This is a genomic window from Commensalibacter nepenthis, from assembly GCF_029953305.1.
GTDB classification, from domain to species: Bacteria; Pseudomonadota; Alphaproteobacteria; order Acetobacterales; family Acetobacteraceae; genus Commensalibacter; species Commensalibacter nepenthis.
Genome location: NZ_JASBAN010000001.1, coordinates 2,105,043 through 2,123,153, shown reverse-complemented (window position 1 = coordinate 2,123,153; position 18,111 = coordinate 2,105,043). Strand labels below are relative to the sequence as shown.

Annotated in this window: 20 protein-coding genes; 3 read left to right on the top strand and 17 right to left on the bottom strand. The window is 39.1% G+C overall.

The annotated features are described in order from the left end of the window. Nucleotides 1-14: 14 nt before the first annotated feature. Together fmt and truA are read left to right on the top strand one after the other, a co-directional pair. Nucleotides 15-953, top strand: coding sequence for a methionyl-tRNA formyltransferase (fmt, locus tag QJV33_RS09985; RefSeq protein WP_281463185.1), 939 nt, complete (start codon nucleotides 15-17; stop codon nucleotides 951-953). Beyond that, nucleotides 953-1,741 carry a tRNA pseudouridine(38-40) synthase TruA gene (gene truA, locus QJV33_RS09980; protein WP_281463184.1) on the top strand — a complete coding sequence of 263 codons (789 nt, stop codon included), beginning with the start codon at nucleotides 953-955 and terminating at the stop codon, nucleotides 1,739-1,741. Before fmt ends, truA begins: the two co-directional genes overlap by 1 nt. Here the strand turns inward: truA and QJV33_RS09975 are convergent. From QJV33_RS09975 to rpmH, 9 genes are read right to left on the bottom strand one after another with little or no spacing between them, the layout of a single operon-like run. Next, the gene (locus tag QJV33_RS09975) at nucleotides 1,728-2,348 is read right to left on the bottom strand and encodes a hypothetical protein (protein WP_281463183.1); all 621 of its coding nucleotides are present in this window, start codon (nucleotides 2,346-2,348) and stop codon (nucleotides 1,728-1,730) included. The genes truA and QJV33_RS09975 overlap by 14 nt on opposite strands. Before the next feature lie 30 nt (nucleotides 2,349-2,378). Continuing rightward, nucleotides 2,379-3,515 (bottom strand): succinyl-diaminopimelate desuccinylase, encoded by a 1,137-nt coding sequence (gene dapE, locus QJV33_RS09970; RefSeq protein WP_281463182.1) that lies wholly within the window; start codon nucleotides 3,513-3,515, stop codon nucleotides 2,379-2,381. 32 nt (nucleotides 3,516-3,547) lie between these two features. Beyond that, nucleotides 3,548-4,396 carry a 2,3,4,5-tetrahydropyridine-2,6-dicarboxylate N-succinyltransferase gene (dapD, locus tag QJV33_RS09965; RefSeq protein ID WP_281463181.1) on the bottom strand — a complete coding sequence of 283 codons (849 nt, stop codon included), beginning with the start codon at nucleotides 4,394-4,396 and terminating at the stop codon, nucleotides 3,548-3,550. A 39-nt stretch (nucleotides 4,397-4,435) separates the two neighbouring features. Further along, complete coding sequence (gene argB / locus QJV33_RS09960; RefSeq protein ID WP_281463180.1) at nucleotides 4,436-5,365, bottom strand: acetylglutamate kinase; 930 nt, start codon at nucleotides 5,363-5,365, stop codon at nucleotides 4,436-4,438. 34 nt (nucleotides 5,366-5,399) lie between these two features. Further along, complete coding sequence (yihA, locus tag QJV33_RS09955) at nucleotides 5,400-6,062, bottom strand: ribosome biogenesis GTP-binding protein YihA/YsxC (protein WP_281463179.1); 663 nt, start codon at nucleotides 6,060-6,062, stop codon at nucleotides 5,400-5,402. Between the two features lie 3 nt (nucleotides 6,063-6,065). Further along, complete coding sequence (yidC, locus tag QJV33_RS09950; RefSeq protein WP_281463178.1) at nucleotides 6,066-7,835, bottom strand: membrane protein insertase YidC; 1,770 nt, start codon at nucleotides 7,833-7,835, stop codon at nucleotides 6,066-6,068. A gap of 43 nt (nucleotides 7,836-7,878) precedes the next feature. Then, complete coding sequence (gene yidD, locus QJV33_RS09945) at nucleotides 7,879-8,097, bottom strand: membrane protein insertion efficiency factor YidD (protein WP_281463177.1); 219 nt, start codon at nucleotides 8,095-8,097, stop codon at nucleotides 7,879-7,881. After that, nucleotides 8,098-8,466, bottom strand: a complete 369-nt coding sequence (rnpA, locus tag QJV33_RS09940; RefSeq protein WP_281463176.1) for a ribonuclease P protein component — start codon at nucleotides 8,464-8,466, stop codon at nucleotides 8,098-8,100. Between the two features lie 30 nt (nucleotides 8,467-8,496). Next, nucleotides 8,497-8,631 carry a 50S ribosomal protein L34 gene (gene rpmH, locus QJV33_RS09935; RefSeq protein ID WP_008854041.1) on the bottom strand — a complete coding sequence of 45 codons (135 nt, stop codon included), beginning with the start codon at nucleotides 8,629-8,631 and terminating at the stop codon, nucleotides 8,497-8,499. Between the two features lie 192 nt (nucleotides 8,632-8,823). Between rpmH and QJV33_RS09930 the strand changes: the two genes are divergently transcribed. Then, a complete protein-coding gene (locus QJV33_RS09930; protein WP_281463175.1) occupies nucleotides 8,824-9,222 on the top strand; it encodes a hypothetical protein in 399 nt (132 codons plus the stop codon). 341 nt (nucleotides 9,223-9,563) lie between these two features. Here the strand turns inward: QJV33_RS09930 and gloA are convergent, their stop codons facing one another. The 8 genes from gloA to rseP form a co-directional block, all read right to left on the bottom strand. Further along, nucleotides 9,564-9,959, bottom strand: coding sequence for a lactoylglutathione lyase (gloA, locus tag QJV33_RS09925; RefSeq protein ID WP_281463174.1), 396 nt, complete (start codon nucleotides 9,957-9,959; stop codon nucleotides 9,564-9,566). A gap of 12 nt (nucleotides 9,960-9,971) precedes the next feature. Further along, a complete protein-coding gene (locus QJV33_RS09920; RefSeq protein WP_281463173.1) occupies nucleotides 9,972-10,832 on the bottom strand; it encodes an LpxI family protein in 861 nt (286 codons plus the stop codon). A gap of 12 nt (nucleotides 10,833-10,844) precedes the next feature. Continuing rightward, on the bottom strand, nucleotides 10,845-11,678 hold the full coding sequence (lpxA, locus tag QJV33_RS09915; protein ID WP_281463172.1) for an acyl-ACP--UDP-N-acetylglucosamine O-acyltransferase: 834 nt from the start codon (nucleotides 11,676-11,678) through the stop codon (nucleotides 10,845-10,847). A 100-nt stretch (nucleotides 11,679-11,778) separates the two neighbouring features. Further along, nucleotides 11,779-12,222 carry a 3-hydroxyacyl-ACP dehydratase FabZ gene (fabZ, locus tag QJV33_RS09910; RefSeq protein ID WP_281463420.1) on the bottom strand — a complete coding sequence of 148 codons (444 nt, stop codon included), beginning with the start codon at nucleotides 12,220-12,222 and terminating at the stop codon, nucleotides 11,779-11,781. 135 nt (nucleotides 12,223-12,357) lie between these two features. Next, nucleotides 12,358-13,425: a UDP-3-O-(3-hydroxymyristoyl)glucosamine N-acyltransferase gene (gene lpxD, locus QJV33_RS09905; protein WP_281463171.1), complete on the bottom strand. Its 1,068-nt coding sequence runs from the start codon at nucleotides 13,423-13,425 to the stop codon at nucleotides 12,358-12,360. An 11-nt stretch (nucleotides 13,426-13,436) separates the two neighbouring features. Next, nucleotides 13,437-14,348 (bottom strand): OmpH family outer membrane protein, encoded by a 912-nt coding sequence (locus QJV33_RS09900; protein ID WP_281463170.1) that lies wholly within the window; start codon nucleotides 14,346-14,348, stop codon nucleotides 13,437-13,439. Nucleotides 14,349-14,357: 9 nt separating this feature from the next. After that, nucleotides 14,358-16,778: an outer membrane protein assembly factor BamA gene (gene bamA / locus QJV33_RS09895; RefSeq protein WP_281463419.1), complete on the bottom strand. Its 2,421-nt coding sequence runs from the start codon at nucleotides 16,776-16,778 to the stop codon at nucleotides 14,358-14,360. 195 nt (nucleotides 16,779-16,973) lie between these two features. Continuing rightward, entirely contained in the window at nucleotides 16,974-18,083 is a 1,110-nt protein-coding gene (gene rseP / locus QJV33_RS09890; RefSeq protein WP_281463169.1) for an RIP metalloprotease RseP, read from the bottom strand. Nucleotides 18,084-18,111: the final 28 nt, after the last annotated feature.

Genomic DNA, 18,111 nt, shown 5'->3' with positions numbered 1-18,111 from the left:
TTTAGGAATATAAAATGCGTATAGCCTTTATGGGAACACCTGATTTTGCGGTTCCTGCTTTGCATGCTTTACATCAAGCAGACCATGAAATTGTTGCTGTTTATTGTCAACCTGCACGCCCCGCAGGCAGAGGACGTAAAATCCGCCCTTGTGCCGTGCAACAAGCAGCCGAAGCGTTAAACATTCCTGTCTATGCGCCTCTTAAGTTAAAAAAACAACCTGAAGAATTTGAAAAATTCAAAGCATTGAATCTTGATGTGGCAGTGGTTGCTGCTTATGGTCTTATCCTTCCTTTTGAAATGCTAACGACACCTAGACTAGGATGCTTAAATATCCATGCTAGCCTTTTACCTCGTTGGCGTGGTGCATCCCCTATTCAAAGCGCAATCTGGGCTGGGGATGAACAATCAGGGGTCAGCATCATGAAAATGGATGTTGGGTTGGATACTGGGGATGTTTACCTAGAAGATTCCCTTCCTATTACTGCGCAAACAACAGCCCAATCTTTACATGATGATCTTTCTGCTTTAGGGGGAAAATTGATCGTACAAACTTTAAATAATCTTGCTACGAACCCTTCTTTGATTGCAACGCCTCAACCTGAAAAAGGCATGATATATGCCCGTCAATTAACCAAAGAAGATGGAAAAATTGATTGGAATTTAAGCGCCAAAGAAATAGATCAACAAATACGTGCATTAACTCCTTGGCCAGGGACTTATACCAAATTTGATGGTAGCTTACTTAAAGTTACCAAAGCAACACCCAGCCAAGATAAAAGCTCGGCTATGGCAGGAACTGTTACTCAAACGTCAAATCGCTTGTTGGTCACTTGTGGCGATCATAACAGAATAGAATTATTAGAAGTGCAACTCGCTGGTAAAAAAGCCATGTCTGTGCAAGATTTCCTCAGGGGCAATACGCTTAATTCTGGTACAATTCTAGGGCTATAATGACAATCGATATTCAACGATGGGCTGTCAAAATCGAATATGACGGCACAGAACTCGTCGGCTGGCAACGCCAAAAAAGTGGCTTATCCGTTCAACAAATCCTTGAAGAAGCCGCTGAAAAATTATGTAACAACCAATTTAAAGTCAGCTCTATCACCGCAGGACGGACTGATTCTGGCGTTCATGCACTGGGACAAGTTGCCCATTTAGATTTTCCAGCTTCTATGCCGTTAAATGCAAAAAAAATATGTGATGGGTTAAATCATTATATGAAACCCCATGCCATAGCCATTTTACAAGCAGCTCAAGTTAATTTGGAATGGAATGCACGGTTCACTGCCACACAGCGTAAATATCAGTATATTATTCTCAACCGTCACAGCAGACCTGCTTTGAATGTGAATTATGTTTGGCATGTGCGTAAACCATTAGATGTCGGCAAGATGTATAGAGCCGCTCAACGCTTACTTGGGCTGCATGATTTTACATCTTACAGAGCAACCGCGTGCCAAGCGAACTCACCCATTCGTAAACTTGATCGTTTTGAGATTTATCAAAAAGACGATTTGATTTATTTTGAACCAGAAGCCCGTTCTTTTTTACACCATCAAGTCAGAAATATGGTTGGAACACTCAAAATGATCGGTGACGGTCATTGGTCAGAAGATCAAGCTTATACAATCCTTCAGGCAAAAGATCGTAGAGCTGCTGGCATCACAGCACCTGCATCTGGATTATTTCTGACCGAAGTCATTTATCCAACCGATCCATTTATTAATGAGACTTAGCTTGCTCAATTTGTTGCTGTAATTCTTGAGCCATTTGCGCCATGTATGAATAATTACACGCAACAAAAATACTATAAATAACCGTACTAGATATAATCAGACTGACCACAATTGCAATCGATCTTGAGGCGGTTGTTTGTAGACCAACCTTAATCACAAACCAGCTGAGCCAAACACTGTAAGCTATATATAAAACGCTGGCCAACCCAAATAAAGCCATAAAAATATTAGGCAACCCAGAAAATAAGAGTCCAGCAATGATAAAAAACAAAAAGAAATCTAAAATCGGAACCCAAAAGCACCATAAAATGGCAACAACCGTTTGTTTCCAATTGACTTCATTGTTCCATAAACTTGCAAAAAAATGAATAACTCCAACAGTGACAAGCAAGCAGCAAATCTTGACCAAGAACATAGAGATACTGATTGAAACTGCATGTATATCTTTGAAGCGCATCATCAATATTGGTAAAAGATTAACAGCAACTGCCAATGCAATCCAAGGAGCCAAAGCACTTAAAACAGAATCAGAGCTATTGGAAAATTCATGAATTCCTTCACGTTTCCCTCTCCCTAACATAAACATTCCACGAATAGTGCTTTTCACTTTTACCCTCATACTTTGTTCTAGTTCTGATTATTTATTAAATAATATATCTATGACACTCAAATAAATCATACTTAATTGCTTTAAATCCTGGATCGATACAGCCTCATTGACTTTATGCATGGTCTGTCCAACGAGACCAAATTCTGCAACAGCACAATATTGTGAAATAAATCGAGCATCAGAAGTGCCTCCACCCGTATCTAAACGAGGTTTTACCTGATTAACCTTATGAATGGCTTCACAAAGAGCGCTGACTTCTTTACCAGGATCAGTAAAAAAAGCCTCACCAGAAATGGCCACATCAATCTTACAATGTTCTGCAACACGATGACATTGTGTAGCAATCCAACCTTTTAAAGCCGTGCCTGTATGTAAATTATTAAAACGAATATTAATACGCGCCGTCGCAGTGGCTGGAATTAAATTCGTAACGACATTACCAACATCAATAGAAGTCACTTGCACAGAAGATGGTTGAAACCACTCATTACCATTATCCAACACGGGTTGTGTTAACGATGTCAAAATCATCATTAATTTATGAATAGGGTTATCAGCTAGATGCGGATACGCAACATGTCCTTGCGTTCCTTCAACTTCAATTACCGCATTTAAACTGCCTCGACGACCGATTTTAATCACATCCCCCAAGATTTGTGCAGATGTTGGTTCACCTACTAAACAAAAATCAGGAATATGATGATGCGTTTGCATCCATTCCAATACTTTAACCGTGCCATTAATTCCAGGACCCTCTTCATCCCCTGTAATTAAAAAACTCAAAGAACCAGAAAAATTATTTTGTTTAGATAAAAAATCTTCGACAGCCGATATAAAGGCAGCAATGCCACCTTTCATATCACAAGCACCACGCCCGTAGATGATATCGTCAATAATTTCAGCAGAAAAAGGATCATTATCCCAATTACTTTTTCCCGCAGGAACAACATCGGTATGCCCTGCAAAACAAAAGTGAGGATGCCCTGTGCCGTATCGTGCAAAGAAATTAAGAATACGATCTTGACCTTCCCCATAAGGCAGATCAAAAATCTCAAATCCTAATTTTTTTAATCGTGCCTTTAAAACATCTTGTGCACCAGCATCTTGTGGGGTAACCGATGGACAACGGATCAGTTCTTGTAATAAGGAAACTGGATCGCTCATAATATGATTACCCCTTTTATTTTCTTTTAAAATTAGCTTCTTAGCAAATCATTAATGGATGTTTTTGAACGAGTACGTTCGTCAACACGTTTAATAATCACTGCACAAGCCAACCCTGGCAATGGATTTCCTGTTTCACTGGTTGCTTGTTTAGGAGGCAATGTGCCAGGAACAACCACAGAATATGCAGGCACACGTCCCATAAATACTTCACCCGTTGTACGATCAATAATCTTGGTTGATGCACCCAAAAATACACCCATAGATAATACACTGCCTTTTTCAACCACAACACCTTCAGCAACTTCACAACGTGCGCCGATAAAGCAATCATCTTCAATAATCACAGGAGCTGCTTGTAAAGGTTCCAACACGCCACCAATACCAACACCACCACTGATATGACAGTTTTTACCAATTTGCGCACAACTGCCAATCGTTACCCATGTATCAACCATCGTGCCACTGTCAACATACGCACCAACATTTACAAAGCTAGGCATTAAAATAACATTAGAGGCAATAAAAGCAGAACGGCGAACAATAGAACCAGGAACTGCACGGAACCCTGCCTGTGCAAACTCAGCATTGCTCCAATTTGCAAATTTTAATGGCACTTTATCATAAGCAGGAACGCCAGCATCAGGTTTCATGCCATCATTATCATATAAACGAAAAGACAATAAAACAGCCTTTTTTAACCATTCATTAATTGTCCAACCTGAGTTACCGGGCGTTGCCACACGCAACTCACCTGAATCCAACATGGATAAAGCTTTTTCCACTGCATCACGAGCTGAACCTGAGGTTGCAGGGGAAATATTCGTGCGATCTTCCCATAATTTCTCAATTTCTGCTTGTAATATTGAATGATCTGCCATTTTTTCTTTCCCTATAATATAATAATATTCAAATAATGTTTAAGAGCGATTAGGACGAATAATTGTACCTGATCCCCCTTCGGTGAATAACTCTAATAAACATGCATGAGGAACACGACCATCCATAATCACCGCAGCTTGTGCACCTGCTTTAACAGCTTCAAGACATGTTTCAATTTTTGGGATCATTCCACCAGAAATCATACCTGTCGCAATTGCTTCTTTGGCTTCTTCCTCGGTTAACTCAGGAATTAAATTGCCATCTGCATCTAAAACACCAGGAACGTCGGTCAACATGAATAATCTGGAGGCACGCACAGCACCCGCAATCGCACCCGCAGAGATATCAGCATTGATGTTATAAGTTTGCCCTTGTTTATCCATACCAATCGGTGCAACCACTGGAATTAAACCAGATCCTGACAGTGCATATAAAACCCTGGGGTCAATCCGCACAGGATACCCAACCAATCCTAGATCAATGGTGCGCTCTCTTTTTATTGAATCATCCCAAACATGCTTCATCAATTTTTGTGCTTCGATTAACCCACCATCTTTGCCTGAAATACCAACAGCCAAAGCACCCGCTTGATTAATCAACGTGGCGACTTGTTTATTAACGGTCCCAGCCAAAACCATTTCAATCACATCGATAATAGCCGCATTGGTAACACGCAACCCATCAACAAAAGTAGTTTCAACATCCATACGTTTTAATACTGCGTTAATTTGTGGTCCACCCCCATGCACAACAATTGGATTAATCCCAACTTGTTTTAATAAAGCAATATCATTCCCAAACGCATTGGACAGACCATTATCAACCATTGCATGACCACCATATTTGACAACAATCGTATCCCCTGTATAACGTCGCAAATAAGGTAAAGCACGTGCAAGCACACTGGCTTGTTCATGCGCCTCTTGAGCAGCCTTTTTTACAGAATCTAATGATTTTTGTTTGGTCATAATATTAAAATCCTAATTATCGCGTAAGATTGATTTAATCTTGAATTAACCTTACTAGATCTGCTCTCAAATCTTCAATACCAATATTTTTTTGGCTGCTGGTGACTCGAATAAAAGGATAAGCAGCCGTATGTGTTTTCATCACTTCGAAAATTTCATTTTTCTTCTTTTCTAATTGTGCAGCAGATAGTTGATCTGCTTTGGTAAGCACAATTTGAAAAGTTACCGCAGCACGATCTAATAAATCCATAATATTATGATCGCTCTGTTTAAGCTCAATACGGGCATCCAGCAACAACATGACTCGCAACAATGTTGGTCTGCCACGAAGAAACGCAAACATCATTTTCTGCCAATCGCTTTTTACATCCTTAGATGCTTTGGCAAACCCATAGCCAGGCATATCAACAAAAACTAATTTTTCACCAATATTGAAAAAATTAAGTTGTTTAGTACGACCTGGTTCAGATGATGCTCTGGCCAACATTTTCCGACCAGTAAGGGCGTTAATCAGGCTGGACTTTCCAACATTGGAACGCCCAGCAAAAGCAACCTCTGGTAAAGTTGCTGGTTCTAATTGATTGAGACGCTGGGCACCAAAAAAGAATTTTGCCTCTTGAGCAAATAGCACTCGTCCTGCTTCGATTAATCTTTGATATTCTGCATCATCAACAGATGGTGGTAATAATTCACCCACGGTCTATCCTTTGGCTGCTTTGGTTTTCGCTTTTTTAGCCTTGGCATCCATACGTTTTTGAATAACCAATTGCTGTAATGCTGTTAATGTATTATTCCAACTATAATAAATCACTAAACCTGCTGGTTGTGTGGCCAAAACCAAAGTGAAAATGATTGGCATAAATTGGAACATTCTTTTTTGAATAGGATCCAATACCGCTGGATTTAACTTTTGTTGCAAGAACATCGTTAATCCAAAAATCAACGGCCAAATACCAACGTGCAAGAACGGAGATATCGCAGCAGGATCAAAAGGCAATAAACCAAATAAATTAAATATATTGGTTGGATCAGGTGCAGACAAGTCACGAATCCAGCCAAAGAATGGCGCATGACGCATTTCAATCGTGACATATAAATCTTTATACAAACACCAGAAAATTGGAATTTGGATCAAGATTGGCAAACATCCACTGGCAGGATTTACCCCTTGCTCTTTATAAAGACCCATCATTTGCTGATTCATCAACTGTTGGTCATCTTTATATTTTTCCCGAATTTCTTTCATTTTAGGCTGTAGAGCCTTCATTTTACCCATTGAATGAAATTGCTTTGAAGCCAAAGGATAAAATACGCCTTTAACAATCAAGGTAAAGGTTAACAAAGCCAACCCAAAATTACCCCAAAAATTATTTAACCAATCTAGAACAATAAAAATAGGATAGGTTAAAAATGCAAACCAGCCAAAATCAACTGCTTTCCAAAAATCAGGAATATGATATTGTTTTTCATATTGATTCAAAAGTTCAACAACTTTGGCACCAGAAAATACGTGACCAAAAGTAGAAACCGTTTCACCAGGGGCTGCAACCATCGGTTGACGTGATGTGAACCCAACTTGATACGTCCCTCTTTCGACGCTATCCGTATTAATATTAGCAGATTGATCCGCATCTGGAGCAAAACCATACACAACACTAACATTTTTATCTTGTTGTGGAACAATTGCGGTTAGCCAATATTTATCCGTAATACCAGCCCATCCACCCGTCGTATTCTTGCTCCAAGAAATATCAGATGGTGCTTTTGAATCTTTACGAATAGTTTCATAGGAATATTGTTCAAGACGTTTATCAACGATACCAATTGGACCATCATGCACCAAATAACCACTTAGCTCTTTTGGTGTAAATCCACGGCTGACACGACCATAAAAGAATACAGAAACAGGTTTATCAGATGAGTTCACTACTTTTTGTTCAAATTTGAACATATAGTTTTTATCAATTGATATTGTTTTTTCAAACTTGACCCCTTGCCCATTATCCCATGTCATTGTGACGGGTTGCTCTGGGGTTAATTCTTTTTGATCTGTTTTCCAAACTGAATTAACGTCTGGTAACTTTGTCGTATCATGCTCTGCATTAACCCAACCTGTTTGTACATAATTAGGATATTTCGTATGCACACCAGATAACACACGAACCAACGGAGAATCTTTTTGAATCGTTTCACGATAATTTTTTAAAACCAAATCATCCAATAACGCCCCTCTGAGGTTCAAAGAGCCTTTGACCTGATTTGCATTAATAGGGATTCTGATATCCGGTCCAGCTTCTGCAACCACTTGATTTGATGACGATTCACCTTTTTGTGTTGAAAGCTTCGTTTGCTCTTGTTTAACTTGTTGTGTTGGTGTGTGTGTTTCTTCTTTTTTAGGGGTAAAATACTCAAATGCAAAAAGAAGAAAAACAGAAAGCAAAGTCGCTAGAAAAAAGCGCTTGTTATCCATTCAAAGCCAGCCAATCATTCATTGAATTTAAAAAAATATCGCTCTATTTTTTAGGAGGAACAGGATCTTCTCCACCCAAATTCCAAGGATTACACCGCAAAATACGCCATACGCCCAACATGATTCCTTTGATTACACCATGTGTTTGAATAGCTTTTTGGGTATAATGACTACAAGATGGGTTAAAACGGCAATGATGCCCAAGTAATGGGCGTAATGTCAGCTGATAAAGGTAAATTAAACCAATAAATATTCGTTTCATTTACTTGTTTAATACGACCCCAGCTTTGCGTAAAGCCCAACAAAAATCTTTTACAATCGCCTTATACGGTTTTTCAAAGGTGCTTTTGCGCCCAATCATGACCATATCAATACCTTGAAAAGCATTTGTTTGAGCTATTTCTTGCATTACACTACGTAATCTTCTTTTGACACGATTACGAACGACAGCATTGCCAACTTTCTTAGTAACGGTAAACCCTACTCTGCCTGCTTCACCATCATTACGATGTAATAATTGCAAAACAATACTAGACGTAGGGACTTTCTGACCGTTTGCAGCCACATTTAAAAATTGTACCCGCTTTTTCAAACGCAAGACCGGCTGGAGCTTGTTACCTGTATCAGTCACAAACTATACTCGCTTTAACGCCAAACCCGATTAAGCAGATAGACGTTTACGTCCTTTTGATCTGCGATTAGCAATCACTTTGCGACCGCCAACAGTGGCCATACGTGCACGGAAACCATGACGATGTTTGCGAACAATTTTAGAAGGTTGATATGTACGCTTCACGAATTCTCTCCTTTAAAGCCTCTGAAAACAAGTTAATCTTTAACTATATTTTCAGTTCTAAACAAATAATAATAGTCCTAAAGAGGTGGTTATAATCCGAATATCGAAAATCGTCAATCTAAGTCCATAGGCAGAAATGCTTTTTTATGCTATTTAAAAGAAAATTATGCGTTTATCATAGGATTTTCAAAGATGGCGATTACACAATCCCCACCATTACAAAAAAAAAATATTTTTCCTTATTTTACCAGTATAATAGCAGGGATCATTTTATGTATCCTTGGTTTCTCTTTATATAATGCAAGCCTACCATCTTGGTTTATAGTTATTTTTTTGGGTGCATATTGTACATTCGCAACGCTTTTAACAATTATTTATTATCAAAAAAAGTTGGTTAAAATAGAAACAAATCAAAAGCAACTACTCTCTATTCTCAGGCACGATGTCAAAGGCATATTATCACCAGCACTTTTAATGGCAGATCGCATCTTGCTGAATAAATCAGCAGATGAAAAAACCTTACAATCCGCAGAATCTATCGCTCAATCTATTGAAAAAGTTGCTGAATATCTCAAAGAAACAAAACATTAAAATTATTGAGTTCACTTAGAACTTTGTTGTAACAACGTACATATTTTTCATCATAAAACTCTGTCCTGATATTCACAATGTAATTGATAAGGGGGATAGAGATCAAGTTTTCTAGTGCAAAAACAAGAATGTTCGGGATGAAATTTAATATTGAAAATATTGATAGAATGATTATTTTTTGACTTTACTGATCTACCGTAATACGTAGCTTTACCATCTTCTGATTTTTTAAACGCCTTAAGATAATATGGTTAATCTATGGATAATCCAAGATAGTCTGACCATTTTCTCTGATATGCGCAAAAAGTCTTGCCTATCCATGATTATCCAATCAAGGCTTGTTAATAACTATCGTTTTGGATCAGTTCAATTTTATATCCATCTGGATCTTCAACAAAAGCAATTACTATAGTGCCAAATTTTACAGGTCCTGGCTCTCTGGTAACTTTTCCACCAGATTTACGAACAGCTTCGACAACAGTGTTAATATCATCTACACCCAATGCCAAATGTCCAAAACCTGTACCCATTTCATAAGGCACATCATGTCCCCAATTATACGTTAATTCAATTTCAGCTTGACCCGCTGCATTATCATCAAAACCAACATAAATAAGCGTATATTTTCCCTCTGCAACCTCTTTACGACGAATTTCTCGCATACCAAGAGATTGATAAAAAGCTAAACTTTTATCCAAATTATGAACGCGAATCATTGTGTGAAGATAAGTAGCCATTTTGTTTCTCTCTCATTTTATATATTTTTGTTTAAAAGTCTCTGGATTATAACTTAATAGGAATATTCCTTTTTCATTCGCCAAACGAATAACCTCCTCTTGCTGCACAATCAACGTGCCACCAGCTTCAAACGCTATTCCTCTTAACCCAGAATCAAAAGCCCCAATTACAGTGCGAGGTCCAATCGTTGGCATGTCTGCTCGTCTTTCTTGATCAGGTTTTACTTGCTTGATTAAAATAGCACCCAAACCAGGCAACTGACAATCCTTAGCTCTCTTAAGCATAGAATCCGTGCCTTCCATTGCCTCAACAGCAATAACCAAACCATTTTGAACAATGCAGCCCTGCCCGATATCCAAACGCCCCAAAGATTGATTGACTTCAATCCCCTTAGCAATATCTTGCAATGCTTGGGCATCAGGTTGTATTTTTCCAAATACACCTTCTATTACCGGGTCTAAAAATTCATGTGCCCCACGAACTCTAAATCCTTCTTCACCAAAAACACGTACCAGTGCAGCCAACAGCCCATCATCCCCTGCAAATAACGCTTTACCTATCCGAGCTAGGATTTTCGCCCCCTCTGTATCAGGACGCAGATCACGCCAAGAAGGACGTTTAACAGGACCAATTAAGACAATATCCTTACAATCATGTTCACGTAATGCAGATAATATCCGTCCTGCAGCTGCTAAACGAATATATTCATGAGGCCATTTTTCAATAATTTCTGGTTCTGCAAAATCCTGAAACCCAATAATAAAAACAGGATGCCCCATCGCAAAAACAGCCTCTGCAACCTTACCTGGCAAAGGTCCACCACCAGCTAAAATTCCAACAGCTGTTTTCTTTTTTTTATATTGATCTTGCATCGAAATGCTTATTTATCCTTCTTTTTCCGAAGAAGAAATTGAACGTCCCACTTTCACTAAACCTCGACGACTTGGCTGCTCAATAAAACTGATGATTTGTTGAACCTTTTCAATATGACCGAATTTTTCTTTAACGATTTGTAAACGATCTTCGAAAACAGCATGTTGATCTTCGTCCCTTGGAAATAAATGACGATAGACATTTCTTAAAACATGCAGTTCTTCATTTTGCACGCCATTACGTTTCAGCCATATCCAATGCATTCCAACCAAACGCGCACGATTACCCAGAACACTGCCATAAGGAATTACATCGGATTCAACCCCAGTCACACCACCAACGAGTGCCGCTTTGCCAATCCTAACAAATTGATGAATTGCTGCTGATCCCATAACACGCGCATCATCATCAATCTGAACATGTCCGCCCAAAACCACATTATTCACAATAATAACACGATCTCCAAGATGGCAATCATGGGCGATATGCGCATTCACCATAAGCAAACAATCAGACCCAACAGAAGTCACACCTTCACCAGATTCCGTACCACGATGAATGGTTACTTGCTCTCGGACAATTGTTCTACTGCCAATGACGCAACGTGTAGGCTCACCCTTATATTTTAAATCCTGAGGTGCCAGACCAATAGTGCTAAAAGGATAATAGACTGAGTCTTTTCCAAGAATGGTATGACCATCAACAATAACATTTGCAATTAATCTAACGCCGTCTTCGATAACAACATCAGGCCCTACAGAACACCACGGACCGATATAAACCCCACGTCCTACTTTTGCCCCAACAGCAATAACTGCAGATGGATGAATCTCGTTTTCGCTCATAGTAGCGCTTGAAGTATCTACCAGAATTTCCTCCATCTTTGTCTATTGTGTATAAATACCATAAATATTCTGTCAAAATTAATCATAAGATATACAAGGATTATCCCATAATCATTGCACTAAATGTGGCTTCTGCAACAGAGACACCATCTACCTTCGCAACTCCACGGAATTTCCATACATTCGCACGTTGGCGTTCTTTTTCAACATTAATATGTAACTGATCACCAGGCACCACAGGACGTCTAAATTTAGCATTATCAATTGTCATAAAATAAACAATTTTGCCTTCAAACTCTGCACCAAGTGTTTTTACCACCAATACTGCAGCGGTTTGAGCCATTGCCTCAATGATTAAAACGCCAGGCATAACCGGGCGACCAGGAAAATGCCCTTGAAAAAAATTTTCATTTACAGATACATTTTTAATTCCTGTGGCAGATAATCCTTTTTTAACATTGACCATACGATCAATTAACAAAAAAGGATATCGATGTGGAATAGCACTCATAATGCCTTCGATATCAATGACAGGAAGGTCAATAGCAGGATCTTGTGCTTCTGGTGAAACACCTGTTTTATTTGCGTCTATGTTCACTTTATTCAACCACTTATATTATATCAATCTTCTAATAACTATCTTAGTTATACTGATTTTATCAAAATCATCAATTCACTTTTAATTATCTTCTTTACCTTTTGATGATTTCGCCATACGCCTTAGAAAAGCAACATTTTTGAAAAATTCTTTAAAAGGCATCGCTGGGCTACCAATAACATCTGATTTTGCCTCGACATCAGACATAACACCACATTGCGCCCCTACTCTTGCATGATCACCAATATGGATATGCCCGATTAACCCTGCTTGAGCTGCAATTGTTACAAAATCACCCAACTGAGTCGAACCTGATATACCAGCCTGAGAAACAACAATGCAACAACGTCCCATTTGAACATTATGCCCAATTTGAACTAAATTATCTAATCTGGATCCTTCGCCAATAATCGTATCTCTGACTGAACCACGATCAATTGTTGAATTTGCACCAACCTCCACATCGTTTTGAAGCACGACCTTGCCTATTTGAGGAATGCTGACAAAACCTTTGTCCCCAACTGCAAAACCAAAGCCATCTTGACCAATTCTGGCACCAGAATACAAAGTCACACGATCACCAAGCACAGCGTGGCTTAGCGACACATGATTCCCAATTCGGCAATATTCACCGATTTGCACTCCCTGTTCAATCACAGTATGGGCCCCAATAATACATTCTTTACCAATATGTACATTATTCATAATCACCGCAAAAGGTTGAACTTCTACACTAGGATCAATTACAGCATCGGGGTGAATATAAGCAGTTGGATGTACCCCTGGCTTTGCTTTATCCTTAGGATAGAATAAAGTGGCAATCTTAGCCCATACCAAATAAGGATTTGATGTAACCAACGCTGCGCTTGCTTCTGGCACTTTATCTGCAAAAGCGGGTGCAACTATAACCAGACCTGCTTTGGTTTCTGCTAGTAAAGGCAAATAACGCTTATTGTCTAAAAAACTAATTTCTGTAGAAGTTGCAACTTGTAAAGGGGCAATTCCAGAGAATTCAACTGTATCGACATCTTTACGAGGCGGTGTGAGCTGAGCACCTGTTTCCTTCACTAGATATTCAATAGTATAAGGTCCAGATTTAGAAAAAAAACGGCTGTCCCCAGGATGATGATTTTCTTGCTCTATACTCACGCGATACACCTTTATTTCTTGGTATTGTCCTGTTGTTCAGGGGCTTTCTTTACAACGCTACTTGCTTCAGCTTTTGGAGCTGCATCAGGATTAGCTGTTGTTGGCATCGAGCCATTTTTCGCCAACTCTTCTGGATCTACATCAGCTGCAGGAATAAATACAGAGGATAAATTCTTATTCAATTCTTTTGCAACTTCATTGGTGATATCCAACTCATTTACACTCAAAGCAACCTGTTCACGATGTAAAACCAGATTCATATTGTGGCTTTCAGCAACATTTTGAATTAATAAAATCAATTCACGTTCAACTTGACCAAACGCAACTTGTGCTGATTCTTGAATAATACGGCTGCGATTACGGAAGTCTTTTTGCGCGTTCATCACACGCGCTTGCAATTTGCGTCCATGTTCTTGAAGCTGAGCATCCGTCATTGTTTTGGCTTTGGCTTGGATTTGTTGTTGTTCAGCTCTCCATGCTTTTTGTTCTTTTTGAACATCTTTTTGCAATTGATCGCGACGTTCAACCAAAATCTTTTCCGCTTCACGTGCAGCAACAGATTGACGCATTACGTCTGGAACACTAATGACCCCAATAACCGCTGTTGGAGGAGTAGTGGATTTCGGCAAAGCCGCAGGCTTAGGAACAGGAGGCAATGGCAACACAGCTTGGGGCTGATTTTGCATGTCGCCATCTTCGCCACCTTCATCGCTTGGTGCGGGTGCAGGCGCTATAACCTTTGGAGCTGTTGTATGTCTAGCAGCTGCTTTGGGTGCTGGTGCAACAGGCTTAGGCTGACTATTTTTAGGAATAAACCAACCATTATTTGTATCTTCTGCGTGTGCTGTTGTCACAATACTGACAAAAGATGGAGCCAAGAAAGCCCCAGCAACAGCAAAATATAATCCTAACTTATTAACCATTATTCATCCTTAAAACTGTTGTCCAAACCCAAATCTTACTAATTGAGTACGGTCATGTTTTTGTTTAACAACGGGATAACCAAAATCAACATTAAGCAACCCAAATGGGCTTTTCCAAGACACACCAGCACCCGTACTTACACGAGGGGATAAGCTGTCACCGTAAACACCTGTATATTTATCGCCATCATGTGCTGAATTGGTATATCTATTCTTAACCCGTAAACCATCTAATGCACCCATATCAACAAAAGCACGTCCACTTAGACCAAGATCTCTAGCTGCTGGCATCGGAAAGTTCACCTGTGCAGAGGCTGTATACATAAAACGTCCACCCAAGAAATCTTCTTGTGTATGTGCACGATTTTTACCTCTCTCAGGAATACCATGACTTCGTGGACCGACACCACCATCATAGAAACCCCTTAGATTATTACCACCTAAGTAGAAGTTATCAATAATCATCGTGTCTTTTTGGTTGCCCCAGTCTGCAATATAACCAGTACCAGCTGTCAAACTCAATGTCCAATCACGATTACCTGTAAGATCATCTAAGGGGAAATAATGAGATGCATCAATCTTACCACGCACATATTTTGCATCACCACCAAGACCCGCAACATCACCCCCTAGTTTAACCAAAGTACCTGTATGTGGATTAAAACGAGCGTCTCTGGTGTCATACGCAATGGTTGTGCTTAATTGAGATAATAATGAATGTCCTTTTTGATCCAAAATATAGTAAGATGAATCATCCCAAATATCGTGAACACGACGATCAATAATCGAATAGGTCCATTGTTGTGACAACACGTTGTTAAAGGCATACCCTAAACGGAAAGAAGCCCCATAACGATCTTCACCATAATTCTGATAGGTTTGATAACTATTCTGAATATAGAATAAATCGATCCCTGCAACCATGTTCTTATTCAAGAAATAAGGATCAGTCACTGATAAGTTAACTTGTTTTGCATAATATGCAGCTGTTCCAGAAATACCCGCATCAACGCCAGTACCAAGGAAGTTTCGTTGCCTTAATCCAACATTCCCCAAAACACCAGAATCGGTCGAGTAACCACCACCAAGCGAGAATTCACCTGTAGGTTTTTCTTGCACATTAATCGCAACAACACGTTTATCAGGTGCAGAGCCTTTGACTTGTTGAACTTTAACTTCTTTGAAATACCCCAAATCATCAACTGCCATTTTCATGTATTTTTCAGTTGTATTGGTATAGGGATCATTCTCAGCAGCAGGCAATTCACGACGAATCACATTATCTTTGGTAACTGTATTACCATTAATATCAATACGTTCAACGTAAACTCGAGGTCCTTCCATCACATCAAATAAAAGATCAACTCTTTTCTTTTCTGGGTTACGTGCAATTTCTGGACGAACCATAGCAAAAGGATGACCTTGAGATTGTAATGTTTCCTCGATATTTTTGGCTACATCTTCAATTTCTTTACCATCATAAAACTGACCTTTGCGCATCGCGATCATTTCTCTAATTTTTTCAGGTTTTACCCCTTCTAAATTAGAACGCACATCGACTTTATTTAAACGATATTGAGGACCTTCACTCATCGTATAAGTGATATAAAAAGATTTGTGATCGGGTGATAATTCACCCGTTGCATTAATCATTTTAAAATCAACAAACCCGTTACGGATATAAAAACGGCGAATCAATTCAGCATCATATTTTACGCGCTCTGGGTTATATTCATCAGAGGATGACAAAAAGCGATACCATGCTGTTTCTTTAGAAGATGTTACTTGCGCTAGACGTGCTTCACTAAACGCATGATTTCCAACAAAAGTCAGCTTTTCAATAGCGGTTTTAGGACCTTCGTTAATTTTATAAATAACATCGATACGATTTTTTGACAGATGAATAATCTGAGGGGTCACGGTAACGGAATAACGCCCTTTGGCTGCATACATTGCCAAAATACGTTTACGATCTTCTGAAATTAATGCAGGGGAATAAACCGCACGAGATTTCAAAGATGTATATTTCATCAAATCATCATCTTTTAATTTATGATTACCCTCAAAAGCAACCACATTCACAACTGGATTCTCTACCAGTTTAATTTGCAAATCATTGCCAGAACGATGGAATGTAATATCTTTGAACAACCCTGTTGCGTAAAGGGTTTTTAAGGAACGATCTAACAAATCTTTGTTAAAAGGATCTCCAGGCTGTGCCAACATATAAGAAAGCACTGTAGGTGTTTCAACACGATCATTGCCAATCACTTGAATGGATTGAATAATACCACCTTGTTTAGTTACGTGTTTACCAACATTCCCTTTTCTCGCATGATGAGAGCCTTTAACAGCTTTCTTATCATGCGAAGAATGAGAGACATTACCTGTTGTTTGAGCGTGCAAAGCACTGCATACAAACGGAAACATACATACAGAAGCAAACAGAGCCGAACGTTTACCTGACAAATCAGCCACCCTTTTTCACTAATGGAAACCCACCAAATTGCATATCACAAGAATTTTTATAACAAAATACAAATCGTCTTATTTTATTCTTATTTCGTGAGTAACCGTTTTTTATACCTTTTGACAAGTCGTTACTTGCAATAAACAGCATAGAATTTAATTACTGTGACCTGTAAGCCAACGAAACCACGAAAGTTGAGTCACATCGTTATACATTGAAAAAGCAAAAAGTAGTAAAATTAATGCAAAACCTACTTGAAAAGCTCGCTCTTGTATCGATTTAGGCACAGGTCTTCTGAAAATTGCTTCAAACGCATAAAAAACCAAACGCCCACCATCCAACACAGGAATCGGAAATAAGTTAATCAACCCCAAGCTAATGGACAAAAGAGCCATAAAATTCACTAAATCTGCAAAACCACCTTTGGAGACTTGACCTGATAATTGTGCAATTTTAATGGGACCGCCCAAATCTTTTGCTGATCTTTGTCCAGTTATCATTTGACCAAGACCAATAATTGTTTTTTTACTGACATTCCATGTTTCTTGAACTGCTGCAACAGCGGCACCCCCAACAGACATCGGCTTGCCCGCAATAATATTAATCGCTAATTGAACCCCTAATTGACCAACTTTTTTACCATTATTTTCTTTGCTACCTATCGTAATGGGTAACACAACTTCTTTTCCGTCTCTTTTAACAGAAATCGTTGTCGATAAATCAGGATGTTGTTGTGCATATAAAACCAGATTCTCGACACCTGGATTGTTTATATCGCCTATTTTTACAATGGTATCTTTGGGTTGTATTCCTGCTTTTGCAGCGGCACTATCCGCAACAACAGATTGGGCAATTGGCTCACCCAAACTATGCTTTCCAACAGTAACAAATAAACCAAAATATAAAATAATTGCCAATAGAAAGTTAAATATCGGTCCAGCAGCAATAACAATCGCTCGACTCCCCACATCTTTGCCGTGAAAAGTCTTGCCCTCTATATAAGTTGCTCTTTCTTCTTCACTAACATCTTCAGGGTCTGCAAAACCATGCGGTCTGACATATCCTCCCAAAGGGATCGGACAAATACGCCATTCCGTACCGACCTTGTCATGCCAACTATATAAAGGCTTACCAAACCCAATCGAGAACACATCTACATGCACACCACGCCAACGTGCTGCTAAATAATGCCCCAATTCATGGATAAAAACGAGCACGCCTAAAACAAAAACAAATGACAAAATCATTCGTATGAAATCATACATAGCCACTTAATCCTACACGCTTACTTTG